This window comes from Actibacterium sp. XHP0104 (genome assembly GCF_025751515.1).
In the GTDB taxonomy this organism is placed as follows: Bacteria; Pseudomonadota; Alphaproteobacteria; order Rhodobacterales; family Rhodobacteraceae; genus Actibacterium_D.
In genome coordinates this window covers 62,775-79,955 of the sequence record NZ_JAOWLE010000003.1, presented here as the reverse complement: position 1 = coordinate 79,955, position 17,181 = coordinate 62,775, and the positions used below count along the sequence as shown (strand labels likewise).

General features: G+C 64.9%; 19 protein-coding genes. 13 read left to right on the top strand and 6 right to left on the bottom strand.

What is annotated here, in order from left to right; genetic code table 11:
* Positions 1 to 7: 7 nt before the first annotated feature.
* Complete coding sequence (locus OE856_RS06560; protein WP_263715272.1) at positions 8 to 352, bottom strand: DUF2794 domain-containing protein; 345 nt, start codon at positions 350 to 352, stop codon at positions 8 to 10.
* Between the two features lie 285 nt (positions 353 to 637).
* Here OE856_RS06560 and OE856_RS06555 point away from each other — a divergent pair, with 285 nt between their 5' ends.
* Together OE856_RS06555 and OE856_RS06550 are read left to right on the top strand one after the other, a co-directional pair.
* Entirely contained in the window at positions 638 to 1,075 is a 438-nt protein-coding gene (locus tag OE856_RS06555) for a c-type cytochrome (RefSeq protein WP_263715271.1), read from the top strand.
* A gap of 66 nt (positions 1,076 to 1,141) precedes the next feature.
* Positions 1,142 to 1,858, top strand: coding sequence for an NYN domain-containing protein (locus tag OE856_RS06550; protein ID WP_263715270.1), 717 nt, complete (start codon positions 1,142 to 1,144; stop codon positions 1,856 to 1,858).
* Here the strand turns inward: OE856_RS06550 and OE856_RS06545 are convergent.
* Complete coding sequence (locus OE856_RS06545; RefSeq protein WP_263715269.1) at positions 1,855 to 2,481, bottom strand: TetR/AcrR family transcriptional regulator; 627 nt, start codon at positions 2,479 to 2,481, stop codon at positions 1,855 to 1,857. The two genes, OE856_RS06550 and OE856_RS06545, sit on opposite strands and share 4 nt — an antisense overlap.
* A 127-nt stretch (positions 2,482 to 2,608) precedes the next feature.
* On the opposite strand from OE856_RS06545, the gene mbfA reads away from it, so the two are divergent.
* From mbfA to OE856_RS06520, 5 genes are read left to right on the top strand one after another with little or no spacing between them, the layout of a single operon-like run.
* Complete coding sequence (gene mbfA, locus OE856_RS06540; protein ID WP_263715268.1) at positions 2,609 to 3,586, top strand: iron exporter MbfA; 978 nt, start codon at positions 2,609 to 2,611, stop codon at positions 3,584 to 3,586.
* Positions 3,587 to 4,510 carry an AEC family transporter gene (locus tag OE856_RS06535; RefSeq protein ID WP_263715267.1) on the top strand — a complete coding sequence of 308 codons (924 nt, stop codon included), beginning with the start codon at positions 3,587 to 3,589 and terminating at the stop codon, positions 4,508 to 4,510.
* An 18-nt stretch (positions 4,511 to 4,528) separates the two neighbouring features.
* Positions 4,529 to 5,359: an S-formylglutathione hydrolase gene (gene fghA, locus OE856_RS06530; protein WP_263715266.1), complete on the top strand. Its 831-nt coding sequence runs from the start codon at positions 4,529 to 4,531 to the stop codon at positions 5,357 to 5,359.
* Positions 5,356 to 5,808 carry a YaiI/YqxD family protein gene (locus OE856_RS06525; protein ID WP_263715265.1) on the top strand — a complete coding sequence of 151 codons (453 nt, stop codon included), beginning with the start codon at positions 5,356 to 5,358 and terminating at the stop codon, positions 5,806 to 5,808. Before fghA ends, OE856_RS06525 begins: the two co-directional genes overlap by 4 nt.
* A complete protein-coding gene (locus OE856_RS06520) occupies positions 5,805 to 6,440 on the top strand; it encodes an HAD family hydrolase (RefSeq protein WP_263715264.1) in 636 nt (211 codons plus the stop codon). The genes OE856_RS06525 and OE856_RS06520 overlap by 4 nt, the downstream gene beginning before the upstream one ends.
* Here OE856_RS06520 and OE856_RS06515 read toward each other — a convergent pair.
* Positions 6,423 to 7,661 carry an MFS transporter gene (locus OE856_RS06515; protein ID WP_263715263.1) on the bottom strand — a complete coding sequence of 413 codons (1,239 nt, stop codon included), beginning with the start codon at positions 7,659 to 7,661 and terminating at the stop codon, positions 6,423 to 6,425. The two genes, OE856_RS06520 and OE856_RS06515, sit on opposite strands and share 18 nt — an antisense overlap.
* Positions 7,662 to 7,761: 100 nt before the next feature.
* Here OE856_RS06515 and zapE point away from each other — a divergent pair, with 100 nt between their 5' ends.
* Entirely contained in the window at positions 7,762 to 8,838 is a 1,077-nt protein-coding gene (gene zapE / locus OE856_RS06510; protein ID WP_263715262.1) for a cell division protein ZapE, read from the top strand.
* Here the strand turns inward: zapE and OE856_RS06505 are convergent.
* The 3 genes from OE856_RS06505 to OE856_RS06495 all read right to left on the bottom strand — a co-directional run bounded on the left by OE856_RS06505 (position 8,835) and on the right by OE856_RS06495 (position 11,977).
* Positions 8,835 to 10,109 (bottom strand): bifunctional folylpolyglutamate synthase/dihydrofolate synthase, encoded by a 1,275-nt coding sequence (locus OE856_RS06505; RefSeq protein ID WP_263715261.1) that lies wholly within the window; start codon positions 10,107 to 10,109, stop codon positions 8,835 to 8,837. The genes zapE and OE856_RS06505 overlap by 4 nt on opposite strands.
* A 4-nt stretch (positions 10,110 to 10,113) precedes the next feature.
* Complete coding sequence (accD, locus tag OE856_RS06500) at positions 10,114 to 11,031, bottom strand: acetyl-CoA carboxylase, carboxyltransferase subunit beta (protein ID WP_263715260.1); 918 nt, start codon at positions 11,029 to 11,031, stop codon at positions 10,114 to 10,116.
* Positions 11,032 to 11,095: 64 nt separating this feature from the next.
* Positions 11,096 to 11,977 carry a CPBP family intramembrane glutamic endopeptidase gene (locus OE856_RS06495; protein WP_263715259.1) on the bottom strand — a complete coding sequence of 294 codons (882 nt, stop codon included), beginning with the start codon at positions 11,975 to 11,977 and terminating at the stop codon, positions 11,096 to 11,098.
* A gap of 166 nt (positions 11,978 to 12,143) precedes the next feature.
* Here OE856_RS06495 and OE856_RS06490 point away from each other — a divergent pair, with 166 nt between their 5' ends.
* The 5 genes from OE856_RS06490 to OE856_RS06470 all read left to right on the top strand — a co-directional run bounded on the left by OE856_RS06490 (position 12,144) and on the right by OE856_RS06470 (position 17,170).
* On the top strand, positions 12,144 to 12,752 hold the full coding sequence (locus OE856_RS06490; RefSeq protein WP_263715258.1) for a hypothetical protein: 609 nt from the start codon (positions 12,144 to 12,146) through the stop codon (positions 12,750 to 12,752).
* 113 nt (positions 12,753 to 12,865) lie between these two features.
* Positions 12,866 to 13,639 (top strand): DUF6478 family protein, encoded by a 774-nt coding sequence (locus tag OE856_RS06485; RefSeq protein WP_263715257.1) that lies wholly within the window; start codon positions 12,866 to 12,868, stop codon positions 13,637 to 13,639.
* Between the two features lie 9 nt (positions 13,640 to 13,648).
* Positions 13,649 to 14,029: a hypothetical protein gene (locus OE856_RS06480; protein WP_263715256.1), complete on the top strand. Its 381-nt coding sequence runs from the start codon at positions 13,649 to 13,651 to the stop codon at positions 14,027 to 14,029.
* Between the two features lie 69 nt (positions 14,030 to 14,098).
* On the top strand, positions 14,099 to 16,126 hold the full coding sequence (locus OE856_RS06475) for an NADPH-dependent 2,4-dienoyl-CoA reductase (RefSeq protein ID WP_263715255.1): 2,028 nt from the start codon (positions 14,099 to 14,101) through the stop codon (positions 16,124 to 16,126).
* 138 nt (positions 16,127 to 16,264) lie between these two features.
* On the top strand, positions 16,265 to 17,170 hold the full coding sequence (locus OE856_RS06470) for a LysR family transcriptional regulator (RefSeq protein ID WP_263715254.1): 906 nt from the start codon (positions 16,265 to 16,267) through the stop codon (positions 17,168 to 17,170).
* Positions 17,171 to 17,181 lie beyond the last annotated feature (11 nt).

Genomic DNA, 17,181 nt, shown 5'->3' with positions numbered 1-17,181 from the left:
CGCGCGATTATTCGACGATACGGATCAGCTTTTTTTCCAGTACGCGCAGCACGGTTTTCAGGTCATGCCCGCGTTTCAGAATGCGCCCATCCATGCCGATCACCGAATACTGCCCCTGCCGGTCGCGCAGGCGCGGGCGCTTTTCGATGTTGTAAAGCGGATGCTCGGCCGCGCGGCGAAAAATCGAGAACACCGCCACCTCGCGCAGGAACGACATGCCGTAATCGCGCCATTCCCCCGCCGCGACCATCTGACCATATAGGGTCAGGATGATTCCCAATTCGTTTCGGTCAAAGCTGACCCTGTCGGTCAGGCCCTGCGCTGGAAACGATGTGGGCGGTTGCATGTTCATACTTAGAATCTGACGCCGAAGCGGTTTGAAATCAAGCGCTGCCCCCGTTTTGCCCCAAAAAGACCCCCGCAATTCCCCTTGCACGCCTCTGCGCAGCCCGGTTTGGGGGCGACAAAAGGGACATAGCATGAGAGCTAACCCGGTGCCGTGGATTAATAGCCCCCACCCAGCCCGCGGCACCGGGGTCATGCTGCAAGAGCCTCGCGTCCGGTTTTCCGGGGCGGGGCTTTTTCTTTTCCCCGCGGCGGGTCTGCGATAGCCTGCCTCAAACTGACAGGGAAACCGATGCGACGTACCATTCTGACATTCACTATCCTGATCGTTGCGGGGGCCGCTTATGGGCATTCCAACGTGCACAACCCGGTCGTGCAGGACCGTATGGAAAACATGATGCGGATCGCCGCCCAGATGAAACGCCTTGGCGAAATGGCCAAGGGGGCGGCGGATTTCGACCCTGAAATCGCCGCCGAGGCTGTTGCCCGCATCTCGGCCCGCGCCAGCGCCATCCCCGAGCGGTTTCAGGCCCCCGAAACCGACCCAAAATCCGAGGCCAAGCCCGATATCTGGGAAAACTGGCCCGATTTCACCGCCAAGGCAGATGAGCTGACCACGATCGCCACCTCGATCACGATCGAAAGCCAGGCGGATCTTGGCCCGGCCTTGTCGCGCCTGGGCGGCAGTTGCAAAGCCTGTCACACCAGCTATCGTGCCGAGCAGAACTAGGCCGGCCCTGACCGCAACCAATGCCGGGTGAGCAGTCCACGTAACCCGTGAAAAATAGGCTTATACATGTCCCTCAACGAACGCCCCTTGCTGGCGGTTCTGATCGATGCCGACAACATTCCGGCAAAGCATGCCGAGGCAATCCTCAACGAGATCACCGCGCTGGGCGAACCGGCCCTGCGGCGGGTCTATGGCGACTGGAAATCGCCGCAGCTGGGCGACTGGTCGGGCAAGGCCCGCGACCTGGGTCTGGTCACCCATCAGGAATCGGCCAATACCAAGGGCAAGAATGCCAGCGATATCGGCATGGTGATCGACGCGATGGATATTCTGCATACCGGTCGCTTTGACGGGTTCGTTCTGGTCTCGTCCGACAGCGATTTCACCCGCCTTGCCAGCCGTATTCGCGAACAGGGGCTGGTGGTCTACGGAATCGGAGAGGCAAAGACCCCCAACAGCGTGCGCGCGGTCTGCAACCGGTTCATCCTGATCGAGAACATCGTCGAAGACCCGGCGCCGGGCGACAAGGGCGCCGCGCCGGCGGGTTCGGGCAAGCAGTCTCCGGCCCAGGCTGTGCCGCTGATTTTGCGGGCGATGGACAAGCTGGAACAGGACGACGAATGGTATTCCCTGGCCGCGCTGGGCAAGGCGCTGATCGCTGAGACGCCGGATTTCGATACCCGTACCTACGGCCATAAAAAGCTAAAGGATCTGATGTCGGCGCTAAAGCGGTTCGAGATGCGCAGCACCGGTAACCACATTCAGGTGCGGCGGCGCGATTAACCCCGGTGGGTGCCGTAGCGGGCCATGAAGGTTGAGATCGCGCCGTCGATGACGCGGCGGATCTCGGACTCGGAAAACCGGGTCTGCACGCCAAAGATCACCTTGGGAAACAGATCCGCCCGGCACAGTTCGGTGAACTGGTCCGCTGCCAGGTCGAAATCGGTGATCGCCAGGTCGCCGCGCGCCGTGGCGTATTGCAGATAGGCGCTGATCTGCTCGCGGACATGGGCCGGGCCCGAGGCATAGAACATCTGCCCCAGCTCGGGGAAACGGTCGCTTTCGGCCACGCACAGCCGGTAAACGCCTTGCCCGAATGTCGACAGCAGGAACCCGATCATATGTTCGGCCGCGGTGCGCAGGGCGTGCTCTACCGGCGCTGCGGGGTCAAGCTGATCCAGCGCGCGGCGGGCCTGTCGTTGACATTCGCTGCGGGCCGCCTCGAGAAACAGCAGCCGCTTGTCGGGGAAATAGCTGTAAAGCGTGGCCTTCGACACACCGGCCGCGCGGGCGATGTCATCGACGCTGGCGCCCTCATAGCCGTCGCGCATGAACACCTCGCGCGCGCCGTCGAGAACCTGGTCGAATTTCCGACCTTTGCGAATCTGTTCGGCAAATGCTGCCATGGCGATCATCCCTTGATCGACCGATTATAAACTGATCAGTTCAGTTTCGGCAAGTTGCGACGGCATAACACCTTGATGCAGTCTGCACATGGCATAGGTTTGGGTCAGCACAGACAAGGCAGAAACCATGATTCCCGGTATCAGTTCCCGTCGCCGTTTTTCCGACCTGTCAGAGCAGGAGATCATCGCTCTGGCGATCTCGTCCGAGGAAGACGACGCGCGCATCTATCGCACCTATGCCGCGAACCTGCGCGCCGACTTTCCCGATTCCGCCAAGATCTTTGACGGCATGGCCGCCGAAGAGGACGAGCACCGCCACCGCCTGATCGATCTGCACGAGAAACGCTTTGGCCCGACCATCCCGCTGATCCGGCGCGAGCACGTGTCGGGGTTCTATCACCGTCGTCCGGTCTGGCTGGTGCAGAACCTTGGCCTTGATCGGATGCGCGACGAGGCAGAGGCGATGGAGCGCGCCGCCCAAAGGTTCTATGAGACCGCCGCCGCCCGCACCCAGGATGCCGACACGCGCAAGCTGTTGGGCGATCTGGCCGCGGCCGAGGCCGGCCATACCCGCGCCGCTGATAACCTGGTGCAAGAGCATCTGGACGACGACACGCGCGAGCAAGAGTCCCGCACCGCCCATCGCCAGTTCGTTCTGACCTGGGTGCAGCCGGGGCTGGCGGGGCTGATGGATGGCTCTGTCTCGACGCTGGCGCCGATCTTTGCGACCGCCTTTGCGACGCAAGATACCTGGACCACCTTCCTTGTGGGTCTGGCCGCGTCGGTGGGCGCGGGCATTTCCATGGGCTTTACCGAGGCCGCCTCGGATGACGGCGAGATCTCGGGCCGTGGCTCGCCCCTGAAACGCGGTATCGCTTCGGGCGTGATGACCGCCGTGGGTGGGCTGGGCCACGCGCTGCCCTATCTTATTCCGCATTTCTGGACGGCGACCAGCATCGCCATGATCGTGGTGTTCGTCGAGCTGTGGGCCATCGCCTGGATACAAAAGAAATACATGGATACGCCGTTCTGGCGCGCGGCCATGCAGGTGGTTCTGGGCGGCGCGCTGGTCTTTTCGGCGGGCGTTCTGATCGGCAGCGGCTAGATGCTGCCGGTTCTGCTGCAAACCCTGCCGTTCTTTGCGCTGATCGGGCTGGGCTATGGGGCCGGGCGCACGCGCTTTTTCAGCCCCGAGGCCAACGCCGCGCTGACGCGGTTCGTGTTCTATTTCGCGCTGTCGGCGATGCTGTTCCGGTTCTCGGCCAACCTGTCGCTGGCCGAGGTGCTGGATTGGGATTTCGTCGCCGCCTATGTGCTGGGCACGGGCGCGGTTTACCTGCTGGTGACGCTGGTGGCGCTGCTGCGCGGGCGCGGCGTGCAAGAGGCCGCGGTCGAGGCCCAGTGCGGCGTGGTCGGCAACGTGGGCTTTCTGGGCGTGCCGATGCTGGTGATGCTGCTGGGCGAGGCGGCGATCGGGCCGGTGATGCTGGTGCTGGCGGTCGATCTGATCGTGTTCGGCAGCCTGATCGTCATCTTGATCACCGGCGCGCGCGACGGGCGCATGTCGCTGGGCATTCTGCGCACGGTCGGGGGCGGGCTGATCCGCAACCCGATGATCGTGTCGATCGTGCTGGGGCTGGGCTGGTCGGCGGCGCGCCTGCCGATCCCGACCCCGATGAACGATTTCCTGGGCATCCTGGGCGCCGCCGCCACCCCCGGCGCGCTGTTTGCGATCGGAGGCTCGCTGGCCTCGAAATCGGCCGAACGCCTGGCCGTGGCCGGCTGGCTGTCGTTCGCGAAACTGGTGCTGCACCCGGCCGCCGTGGCGGTGACGGCGCTGATGCTGTTTCAGGTCGCGCCCTATGCTGCCGGGGTGATGATCGCGGCGGCGGCGCTGCCGGTGGCGGGCAATGTCTATATTCTGGCCCAGCATTACGGGGTTGCCCCGCAGCGGGTTTCCGCCTCTATTCTGCTGTCAACGCTGGCCAGTATCGTGACGGTATCGACGGTTGTGTGGCTGGTGGCGTAACAAAAACAGGGGAGAAACATGGAAGCTCTTTCGGAAAACAAATGCTTTGGCGGCACGCAGGGCGTCTATAAACACGCCTCCGACGCCTGTGGCGGTGATATGACCTTTGGCCTGTTCCTGCCGGCCGAGGCCGAACACGGCCCGGTTCCGGTCTTGTGGTATCTGTCGGGCCTGACCTGCACCCATGAAAACGCCATGACCAAGGCGGGCGCCCAGGCCTGGGCCGCCGAGCAGGGCATCGCGCTGGTTTTCCCCGACACCTCGCCGCGGGGCGAGGGCGTGGCCGATCACGACGATTACGATCTGGGGCAGGGTGCTGGGTTCTATGTGAACGCCACGCAAAAGCCCTGGGCCCCGCATTTCCGCATGTGGGATTACATCGCAGATGAGCTGCCCCGCGTGGTGATCAACAATTTCGCCGTGGACGAAGAACGACAGGCCATCACCGGCCATTCCATGGGTGGGCACGGCGCGCTGACCCTGGCCATGAACCTGCCGGGCCGGTTCGCCTCGGTGTCGGCCTTTTCGCCCATCGCCAACCCCACGCAATCGGATTGGGGCCGCAAGCAACTGGGCGCCTACCTGGGCGATGATACCGCCGCCTGGGCGCGTCACGACAGCAGCCTGCTGATGGCCGAGACCGGGTTCAACGGCCCGGTGCTGATTGATCAGGGCGCCAGCGACCAGTTCCTTGAACTGCTGCGCCCCGAGGCCCTGGCAAACGCCATGGCCGCCCGCCGCCAGGAGGGCACGTTCCGCATGCAAAAGGGCTATGATCACAGCTATTTCTTTGTGTCGTCGTTCATCGAAGATCACATCGCCTTTCATGCCGAGGCCCTTTACGGGTGATCTACGTCGATGCCGATGCCTGCCCCGTAAAGGCCGAGGTCGAGCGCGTGGCGACCCGTCGCCGCGTGCCCGTCCGCATGGTCGCGAACGGCGGGCTTCGGCCCTCGCCCAACCCGCTGATCGAGATGGTCTATGTGCCCGAAGGCCCCGATATCGCCGATATCTGGATCGCCGAGCGCGCCGGGCCGGGTGATGTGGTGGTCACCGGTGACATCCCGCTGGCCGCCAAATGCGTCGAGGCCGGCGCGCGGGTGCTGAAACATAACGGCGAGGCCCTGACCGCCGCCAACATCGGCAACGTGTTGGCGACACGCGACCTGATGGCCGACCTGCGCGCCGCCGATCCGTTTCGCCAGGGCGGCGGCAAGGCCTTCGCCAAGGCCGACCGCGCGCGCTTTCTGGATGCGCTGGAACGGATGCTGACATTCGCCGAACGGGACGTGACATGACCATCGAGGCGGTGATCTTTGACCTGGGCAACGTGCTGATCGAATGGCAGCCCGAACGCTATTACGACCGTGTCATAGGCCCCGATCGCCGTCGCGCCATGTTCGCCGAGGTCGACCTGCACGCCATGAACGACCGTGTCGATCGGGGCGGAGATTTCACGCAGGTGATTTATGACACCGCCGAAACCTACCCCCAGTGGCACGACGAAATCCGCATGTGGCGCGACAACTGGCTGGATCTGGCCAGCCCGGTGATCGACCATTCGGTGCACCTGTTGCGGGCGCTGCGGGCGCAGGGCGTGCCGGTGTTTTCGCTGACCAACCTTGGCAGCGGCACCCATGATTTCGCCCGCCCGCATTTCCCGTTTCTGGATGAATTCGACCGTGATTATGTCTCGGGCCGGATGGGTGTGATCAAGCCCGAACCGCGCATTTACGAGATGGTCGAACAGGATTGCGGCATCGCGCCGGAACGCCTGCTGTTCACCGATGACCGGGCCGACAACATCAACGCCGCCCGCGCGCGCGGCTGGCAGGTGCATCAGTTCACCGGCCCGCGGGGTTGGGCCGAACGGCTGGTGTCCGAGGGGTTGTTGACGGCGGCCCAGGCCGGGTTAGACGGCCAGTTCTGAGCGTTTCTCGCGCACCGGCAGATGCACGATGGCCGAGAACAGCCCGACACCGACGCCAACCCACCACACCAGCGTGTAATCGCCGTGGATGTCATACAGGCGCCCGCCCAGCCAGACGCCCAGAAAGCTGCCGATCTGGTGGCTGAGAAACACGATGCCGTAAAGCGTGCCCATGTAGCGCAGGCCGTAAATATGCGCGACCAGCCCGCTGGTCAGCGGCACCGTGGCCAGCCACAGCGCGCCCATGAACAGCGAAAAGATCAGAACCGAGGCTGGCGTGATCGGGAACGCGATGAACGCCGCCGCCACGATGGCCCGCGCCAGATAGATCAGCGCCAGCAGGTATTTCTTGGGGAACCGGCTGCCCAGCCAGCCGGCCGTGATCGTGCCCGCGATATTGGCCAAACCGATCAGCGCGATCGACGCCGCCCCCAGCGCCGAGGTGGTGCGAATACCCAGCCCGGCCAGTAGGCTGCCCGGGTCGATGGCGCTGCACATCTCGGTCACCATGGCGGGGAAATGCGCGGTGATGAAACCCAGCTGATAGCCGCACGAGAAAAAGCCCAGGAAGATCAGCGTATAGGACGGATCGCGAAACGCCTTGACCAGGATCTGGCCCAAGCTCTGTTCCAGCTCAGCGCGCGAGATGGGCGCCGGGCTGCGCATCAGCGGCAGCACCGCCAGCACCGCCAGAATGGCCACCGCAAAGATCAGGAACGTGCTTTGCCAGCCGATGGCCCGGATCAGATACTCGGCCAGCGGCGGGCCAAAGACCTGCCCGCCCGACCCGGCCGCCGTCGCGACCCCCAGGCTAAGCGACCGGTTCTCGTCGCTGGACGCACGCCCCACCACGGCCAGGATCACGCCAAAGCCGGTGCCCGCGACGCCAAAGCCCACAAGGAATTCCAGCATCTGGTGCTGTTCGGGCGTCACCGCCATCGAGGATAGCGCCAGGCCGACCGCATAGACCAGCGCCCCCAGGATGATCGCCCGCCGGTCGCCGAACCGTTCGGCAAAGGCGCCAAACAGCGGCTGGCCGATGCCCCAGGCGATATTCTGGATGGCGATGGCAAAGGAAAACTCGGCCCGCGGCCAGCCAAATTCATTGGCAACCGGGATCTGGAACACGCCGAAACTGGCCCTGATCGAGAAACTGACCAAGAGCACAGTGCAGCCGGCGATGAGCACCGGCGTGAGAATTGAGGCGCGCGTATCTTGCATGAACGGAATTCGTGCCCGCCAAGTGCCCTTGGGTCAAATCAATTTGCTTGATGTGACGCCCGGTCTTTTCTTATGGATAGAGCGCCGCAAGGAAGAATACATGGAAACGCTCCGACAGATTTACGATCACCGGGTCAGCTCTGGCGCCCTGCATGGTGACCCCGGCCAGCTGGCCGTTCTTGACCCCCTTGAACGCATCCGCGAGATGCTGGAACAGGGCCAGCCCGAGAAACGCGGGCTGTTTCGCCGCAAGGCCGCGCCGCAGGCGGTGCGGGGCCTTTACATGTGGGGCGGCGTCGGGCGCGGCAAGTCGATGCTGATGGATCTGTTCTATGATCACGTCGCCATCGAGGCCAAGCGCCGGGTGCATTTCCACGCCTTCATGCAAGAGGTGCACGCCAGCCTGCACAAGGTGCGCCAGTCGGGCCAACAGGACGCGCTGCGACAGGTGGCCGAACAGCTGGCCGGTTCGCTGAAACTGTTGTGTTTCGACGAAATGCAGATCACCGACATCACCGATGCGATGATCGTGGGGCGGCTGTTCGACATGATGTTCGCCCAGGGCGTCTGCGTCGTGACCACCTCGAACCGCGTGCCCGATGACCTGTATAAGGACGGCTTGCAGCGCGAGTTGTTCCTGCCTTTCATCGCCACGATCAAGGACCGGCTGGATGTGCATCACCTGGCCTCGCCCAACGATTACCGGCAAAACCGCCTGTCGGGGGCCGAGGTCTATTTCAGCCCCGCCGACGCCGCCGCCCGCGACGCCATGCAGGAAATCTGGGAGGATTTCACCGGTGGCACCGGCGCGCCGCTGGTGCTGCGAGTGCAGGGCCGCGATGTCGAGCTGCCGCAGTTTCACAACGGCGTCGCCCGCGCCCAGTTCTGGGATCTGTGCGGCAAGATGCTGGGCCCCGCCGATTACCTGGCCGTGGCCGATGCCGTGCGCGTGCTGATCCTGGAGAACATCCCGCGCCTCAGCCGCAACAATTTCAACGAGGCAAAACGCTTTGTCACGCTGATCGACGCGCTTTACGAGGCCAAGGTGCGGCTGATCTGTTCGGCCGCGGCCCAGCCCGAGATGCTCTATGCCGAGGGCGCAGGCGCGTTTGAATTCGAACGCACCGCCAGCCGCCTGCGCGAGATGCAGGACGTCAACTGGGGCAAGCAGGACTAGCCGTTTTCCTTAAGGATCTCGCCCGCCAGATACAGCGACCCGCAGATCAGAATGCGGGCGTTGGGCGCGGTCGCGGCAATATCGGCCACGGCCTGCGCGACGCTGTCGGCCTGAACCGCCTGCATGCCCACGGCACGGGCGGCGGCGGCGGTGTCGGCGGCGGGCAGCGTGGCGGGCGCGTTGGGGATCGACACGGCGTGCAGATCCTGCGCCAGCGCGGCCAGCGGGCGCAGATAGCCCGCGATATCCTTGGTGTTCAGCATCCCGCAAATCAGGTGCAACGGGCGCTCGGGAAGGCGGCCCAGGGCCTCGGCCAGGGCCAGGCCGGCGGCGGGGTTGTGCCCGCCATCCAGCCACAGCTCGGCCCGGCCTGCGGCGTCTACCAGCGGGCCGTGGCGCAGGCGCTGCATCCGGGCGGGCCATTCGGCGCGGGTGACGGCGGCCTCGCAGGCGTTTTCGTCAAACCCCAGCGCGCGCAGGGCGGCAATCGCGGCGCCCGCGTTCATCACCTGATGCGCGCCGATCAGGTTGGGCAGGGGCAGGTCCAGCAGCCCGGTTTCATCCTGATAGACCAGCCGCCCGCGTTCCTCATAGACATGCCAATGCTGCCCATAGGCCAGCAACGGCGCGCCCAGACGCGCGGCGCGGGCCTCGATCACATCCAGCGCCGCGTCCTCTTGCGGGCCGACCACGCAGGGCACGCCGCGCTTGATGATCCCGGCCTTTTCCCCGGCGATGGCCTCAATCGTGTTGCCCAGGAACTGTTCATGGTCGATCGACACCGGGGTGATGATCGTCAGCGCCGGTTTTTCCACCACGTTGGTGGCGTCCAGCCGCCCGCCCAGCCCGACCTCTAGTAAGGTGTAATCGGCGGGGGTGCGGGCAAAGGCCAGCAGGGCGGCAACGGTGGTGATCTCGAAATAGGTGATGCCCTCGCCGCCATTGGCGCGTTCGCATTCGTCGAGGATCTCGGTCAGCGCCTCTTCGGAAATCAGATCGCCCGCCAGGCGGATGCGTTCGTGAAACCGTGCCAGATGCGGCGAGGTATAGGCATGCACGCGCTTGCCAGCCGATTCCAGCCCGGCGCGGATCATCGCCTGGGTGCTGCCCTTGCCGTTGGTGCCAGCGATATGAATGACCGGCGGCAGGGCGCGTTCGGGGTGATCCAGCGCAGCCAAAAGGCGCCAGACACGATCCAGCACCAGGTCGATGACCTTGGGATGAAGAGACATCATCCGATCAAGGATGATGTCGCTGCCTTGCGCGGTCACGGGGTTACTTGCCCGCCGGCTTGTCGGCGAGCTTGGCGTCCTCGGGGGCAGGCAGGCTGCCTTTGATAGCCGGCGGCAGGCCCATCATCATCCGCAGGATGGTGATCAGCTCGTCGCGCAGCTCGCCGCGCGGGGTCACGCGATCAAGCATGCCGTGATCCAGCAGGTATTCGGCGCGCTGGAACCCTTCGGGCAGCTTTTCGCGGATCGTCTGTTCGATGACGCGCGGGCCGGCAAAACAGATCAGCGCGTTGGGTTCCGAAATCTGCACGTCACCCAGCATCGCATAGGATGCCGTCACCCCGCCCGTGGTCGGGTGGGTCAGCACGACGATATAGGGCAGCCCCGCCTCTTTCAGCATCTCGACCGCCACGGTGGTGCGCGGCATTTGCATCAGCGACAGGATGCCTTCCTGCATACGGGCGCCGCCCGCGGCCGAGAACAGCACCAGAGGCCGGCCCAGTTTCACCGCGCGCTCGGCGGCGGCGATGATGGCGTTGCCGACATACATGCCCATCGAGCCGCCCATAAAGCGGAAATCCTGCGCGGCGGCCACGATCGGGGTCTCACCGATCTTGCCCTCGGCCACCAGCATGGCCTCGGCCTCGCCGGTGCCTTTCTGCGCGGCCTTCATGCGGTCGGGGTATTTCTTCTGATCCTTGAAATGCAGCGGGTCGGCGATCGGCTGAGGCACTTTGACCTCGGTAAAGATGCCGCCGTCGAACAGCGCATCAAAGCGCTCGCGCGGCGAGATCGGCATGTGATGCCCGCAGCTGGTGCAAACGTTGAGATTGTCGCTCAGCTCGCGGTGGAACAGCATGGTCCCGCATTCGTCGCATTTGGCCCACAGGTTCTCGGGCACTTCGCGGCGCGAGAACAGCGAGTTGATTTTCGGGCGAACGTAGTTGGAAATCCAGTTCATATGGCTTGGCCTGTCGCTTTGGTCTGCCCCGAGATAAGCCCCTGCGCAGCGAATTGCAATCTGACTAGCGTGTTACAACATGGCGCAAAATGCGCCAGATGATCAACATCATCACCACATCCACCGCCAGCGCGATCTGGATCGGCTCCGAATCGGCCAGCGTAAAGGGCGTGATGAACAGCGCCAGCCCCGAGATCGACCCCTGCATCGACACCACCAGCATGGCCATGACGTTATTGCAGAAATGCAGCCCCATCGCCGCGCCCAGCGATCCGGTCTGCTCGGTCAGGTCGGCCGCGATCAGGGCAAAGACCATGATCGCGATCAGAATGCCCCAGGCGTTGTTCCCGGCCTCGGGCGACCAGTGACCGGCGGTAAAGATCAGCGCCGGCAGCCCCATCCACACCCAGCGCGCCGCGAACCGCGCGGCCAGTTGCTGCTGTAGATAGCCGCGAAAGAGAATCTCTTCGGCCGAGGTCTGGATCAGCACCAGCGGCAGCGCCAGCGGCAGAAACCGCAGCCAGTCGCCCAGCGGCAGGTTCGGCAGCGGTTCAAAGAACTTCCACGTGGCCAGAAACCCCAGCGCCTGAAGCGGGATCAGAACCATCAGCACCTGGAAAAACCCGCGCGCCGTGTCGCCCGCCGGGCCGAACAGCGTGCCGGGATGGCGGGCGTGACAGGCCGGGGCCGCGATGATCGGGCCCAGCCCCATGCCGATGAATGTCAGCAGCAGGAAAATCACATGCCCCGGCGTCGCGCCCGTTGGCAGGCCCTGCAACCAGCCGAAATATTCGAACGGCCCGGTGATCGGGAACATCACCACCACCATCATCGCCACCACCGCCAGGTAGACGAACAGGATCAGCCCGATCCCCAGGAACAGCCGCCACAGCTGCGCGGTATGGCGGCTGGGGGCGACGAAGGCGGCGAATTCGGGTGTGCGCATGATCGGGTCCAGTGGGCTGTTTCCGGGCAGGCTAACGACAAGGGCGGCGGGCTTCAACGCATTGGCGGCAAACTGCTTGTGAACGCGCCGGGCGAGGGGTATCTCGGGGGCGGGCTGTATCGGGGGATGGCAGATGATCAACAGGCAAGCGAGGCGTCGAACGGGCATGCGCGCCCGACTGTCGCGTGGCCTGATCCTGACCGCCCTGGTGCCGGTTCTGGCGGGCTGCCTGCAAGGCGGCGTGTCGCAGCAGGCCACGCTGGGCCGCGGCGCGGTCGTGATCACCGCCCCGCAGGGCTATTGCGTCGACAATCGTGGCTCGGATGAAAGCTTTGTGCTGATGGCCAGCTGCGCCTCGGTGACGCGCAATGCCGACGCGCCCCGCCCTCTGGCCCCCGCGCTGCTGACCGTCACGGTCACGCCCCGCGGCCCCGGAGAGCCGCCGATCACCCAGCAGGTCGATCGCCTGTCAGCCTATTTCCGCTCGACCGAGGGCCGCGCCGCCCTGTCTCGCGGACAAGAGGCGGGCGACGTCCAGATCCTTAGCGCCCGGCTGCGGCAGGGCATGTTCGTGCTGCATGCCCGCGACAAGGCCTCGGCCGACAGCGCCGGGCCGGCCAATGACCAGTGGCGCGCGATCTTCAATGTCGACGAGTTCATCGTCTCGGCCAGCGTGACCGCGCTTGAGGGTCAGCCGATTTCCTCGGACGCGGGCGCCGCGACCCTGACCGCGCTGACCGAGCGCATTCGCCCCGCCGGTGCGGCCGGCAATTGACCCAACCCGTCTTTTGCGCATGATCGGATCAAAGCAGTGGGCCCGGTTGGCGTTTCGTCAAGACATGCAGGGCACAGTGGGGGCATCGGAACAGATGCCGGGATGAGGGCAGGATGGCAAACCAGATAGAGGTATTGGTTGACCGGCTGTTGCAGAAACGGGTTCTGCGGCGCTGGACCCGTGCGGCCGACCGCGCGGGCGACCTGCCGCTGCACCAGCTGCGCGGCCAGCGCGCCCGCGCCCGCGCCCTGCGCCGCCAGATCGACCGGCTGATCCATGTCGCCGATGCCCGGCTGACCCTGCCGATGATCGGCAGCAGCGTGGTGCGCCGCCCGATGGGGTCGGACTGGGCCTATCGCCCGCAACTATGGGCCGGGCCGCTGGACGCGCCGGGCGCTGCCGCCGTCGAGACCAAAACCGCCTTTGGCGACGAGGTGACGGTGTTTCACGACTGCGCCGTCAGCGAGCTGACCGTGCGCCAGGTGCGCAATACCCGCGAAACCGACCTGGCGCCCTTTGGCCTGCGGATGGACGTGTTCCGCTTTGACGGGTCATTCCTGTCGCTGGTCGTGGGCCTGCCGCAGGCGGGGGTGAACGGGCTGGGCCGGCGCCACGTGGTGCGGATGGACGCCATCGTCGAGATGGAAAAGCCGCTGGAAATCTTTGCCCGCCTCAACGTGCGCCACGGCCCCAACACCGAACAGATCGTGCGCGAGCTGCCGCTGAAGGCCCAAGAGGTATTCGTCGAATTCGACCTGGCCTATACCAAGCTGAACGAAAAGCGGGTCGAGGCGATGTGGGTCGATCTGATCTTTGAAGGCCCCGAAATGAACCAGGTGATCCTGCGCGATGTCACCTTTAGCCGCCGCCCGCGGGCCGAATTGTAGGGGGATGCCATGACTGCGATGGTGCTGACCAAAACCCAGATCCGCGCCGGCGTGTGGAACGGTGTGCTCGAGGTAACGCCGGCCGAAACCTCGGCCCCGCTGATCGAGGTGCTGCACCAGGATCGCCCGCTTGATCAGTTCTCGCTGACGCCCGACACCGCCCAGCCGGGGCGCTATCACCTGGCCGTGCCCATCCCGGCCGATCTGCTGAATGACGGGGTGCAGACATTCGTGATCCGTGAACCGGGCAGCGGCGCCACGCTGGATCACTTCACCATCGTCACCGGCGAGCCGCTCGAGGACGACATCCGCGCCGAGATGGACCTGCTGCGCGCCGAGCTGGACATGCTGAAACGCGCCTTTCGCCGTCATTGCCTGGAAACGATGTAGCCGCCTTACGCGACGTCGGGGCGTGACAAGCCGCATCCGCGCGGATCACATGCCCCGATGGAGGGCCACATGACCGACTACCCGCACCTGCTGCAACCGCTTGACCTGGGCTTTACCACGCTGAAAAACCGCGTGCTGATGGGGTCTATGCATACCGGGCTGGAAGAAACCCGCGACTGGAACCGGGTGGCCGAATTCTATGCCGCGCGGGCGCGGGGCGGGGCGGCGCTGATGGTGACGGGCGGCATGGCCCCCAACCCAGAGGGCGGCGTTTTTCCCGGCGCGGCGGGCCTTTATACCGCCGACGATATTGCCAACCACCGCATCGTCACCGAGCGCGTGCGCCGGCACGACGGCAAGATCGCGATGCAGATCCTGCACGCGGGCCGCTATGCCTATGGCCCCGATTGCGTGGCCCCCAGCGCGGTGAAATCGCCCATTTCGCCTTTTCCGCCCGTTGAATTGGACGAGGCCGGGATCGAGAAACAGATATCCGACATCGCCACCGCCGCCGCCCGCGCCCGCGAGGCCGGCTATGACGGGGTCGAGGTGATGGGCTCCGAGGGCTATTTCCTCAACCAGTTCCTGGTCACCCACACCAACCGCCGCACCGACCGCTGGGGCGGCAGCTATGAAAACCGGATGCGCCTGCCGCTAGAGGTGCTGCGCCGGGTACGCGCGGCGGTGGGCGATGATTTCATAGTCATCTACCGCCTGTCGATGATCGACCTTGTGCCCAATGGCTCGACCCATGCAGAGGTCGTGCAGCTGGCCCAAGAGGTCGAGCGCGCCGGCGCGACCATCATCAACACCGGCATCGGCTGGCACGAGGCCCGCATCCCCACCATCGCCACATCGGTGCCGCGCCGGGCCTTTGCCTGGGTCACGCAGAAACTGATGGGCAAGGTTGGCATCCCGGTGATTACCTCGAACCGGATCAACACGCCCGAGGTGGCAGAACAGGTGCTGGCCGAGGGCTGTGCCGACATGGTGTCGATGGCGCGCCCCTTTCTGGCCGATCCCGATTTCGTGGCCAAGGCCGCCCAGGGCCGCGCCGCGCAGATCGCGCCCTGCATCGCCTGCAATCAGGCCTGCCTTGATCACACCTTTGGCGGCAAGATCAGTACCTGCCTGGTCAACCCCCGCGCCTGTTACGAGACAGAGCTGCCCATAACCCCCGCCGCCACGCCGAAAACCATCGCCGTGGTGGGCGCCGGGCCCGCCGGCCTGTCGGCCGCGATCACCGCCGCGCGGCGCGGGCATGCCGTGACCTTGTTCGACCGTGACAGCCAGATCGGCGGCCAGCTGAACATGGCGCGCCGCATCCCCGGCAAAGAGGAATTCCACGGCCTAGTCGATTGGTTCGCCACGATGGTCGAGGCCTCTGGTGTGACCCTGCGACTGGGGGCCGAGGTCGGCGCCGATGACCTGACGGGCTTTGATGAGGTGATCGTTGCCACCGGCGTGATGCCTCGCGATCCGGGCATCGCGGGCCAAGATGGCCCCAATGTCGTCAGCTATATCGACGTGCTGCGCCACAAGGTGCCCGTGGGGCAGCGCGTGGTGATTATTGGGGCGGGCGGCATCGGGTTCGACGTGGCCGAATACCTGACCGAGGCCGGCAGCAGCCCGACGCTGTACCTGCCCGACTGGCTGCGCGAATGGGGCGTGGCAGACCCAGAGCGCCACCGCGGCGGCCTGGCGCCCGAGGGCCCGCAACCCGAACCGCCCGCCCGTCAGGTCACGCTGTTGCAGCGCAAGGCCGAACGCCCCGGCAAGGGCTTGGGCAAAACCACCGGCTGGATTCACCGCGCCACGCTACAAATGAAGGGCGTCACCATGAAGGGCGGCGTCAATTACGAACGCATTACCCCCGAGGGGTTGGAAATCAGCACCGGCGCGGCGCGCGAAAACCCGGCGTTGATCCCGGCGGACACGATCGTTCTATGCGCCGGACAACTGCCTGAACGCAGCCTTGCCGACGCGCTGATCGCGCGCGGGATCACCCCGCATGTGATCGGCGGCGCCGATGTCGCGGCCGAACTGGACGCCAAGCGCGCCATTGATCAGGGCACCCGATTGGCCGCGAAACTCTAGGAAAACGCACTATTTCCACGTTTCCCTAATCTGAACGATCCTGTGGAATACCCCAGTATTGTCGGCGCCTTTCCGCAATCTTGCCCGATTTCACCTGTTTGTTGGACCAAAGCAAGACGACTGCGCGAAGGGTTCATCATGGATCGACTGACGGAAATGGAAGCGTTTGCCACTGTGGTGGACCAAGGGGGATTCACGGATGCCGCCAAGAAAATGGGCATCTCGAAATCCGCTGTGTCCAAACACGTGTCCTCGCTGGAGGCTCGCCTGGGCGCGCGCCTGCTGAACCGCACCACGCGCCGCGTGTCGCCAACCGAGATCGGCCTGGCCTATTATGACCGGGCCCGCCGCGTGCTGAACGACGCGGGCGAGGCCGACGCCCTGGTCACGTCGATGCAATCGGCACCCTCGGGGCTGTTGCGCATCTCGGTCGCGACCGATTTCGGCGTGAACCACCTGTCACCGGTTCTGGGTCGTTTCCTACAGGAATTCCCCGATATCACCGTCAACATGGTGCTGAACAACCGCTATGTCGAACTGATCTCCGAAGGGTTTGACATGGCCATCCGCGTGGGCGAGCTGGAAGACAGCACCCTGCGCGCCCGCAAACTGACCGATACCACCAAGCGGATGATCGGCTCGCCCGAATATTTCGAGAAATTCGGCCGCCCGCAAAAGATCGACGATCTGAACGAGCACAAGCTGCTGCATTACTCTAACCAGGCCAGCGGCAACGTGTGGAAGATCACCTCGCCGTCGGGCGAAAAGCGCCAGGTGCGCACCGCCGGCTGGCTGACGGTCAATGACGGCCAGTCGCTGCTGAACGCCGCGATTGCCGGTCTGGGCATCGCCTATCTGCCCAGCTTCCTGTTCCGCGATGCGCTGGAACAGGGCCTGGTTCAAGACGCCATCCCCGACCTGCCGGTCGAGACCCTGGGCATCTACGCGGTCTACCCGCCGGGCCGGTTCACCCAGCCCAAGGTGCGCGCCTTTATCGACTTTCTCGTCGCCAGCTTTGCCGACAGGGACCCCGAGAAATTCTGAACGACCAAACG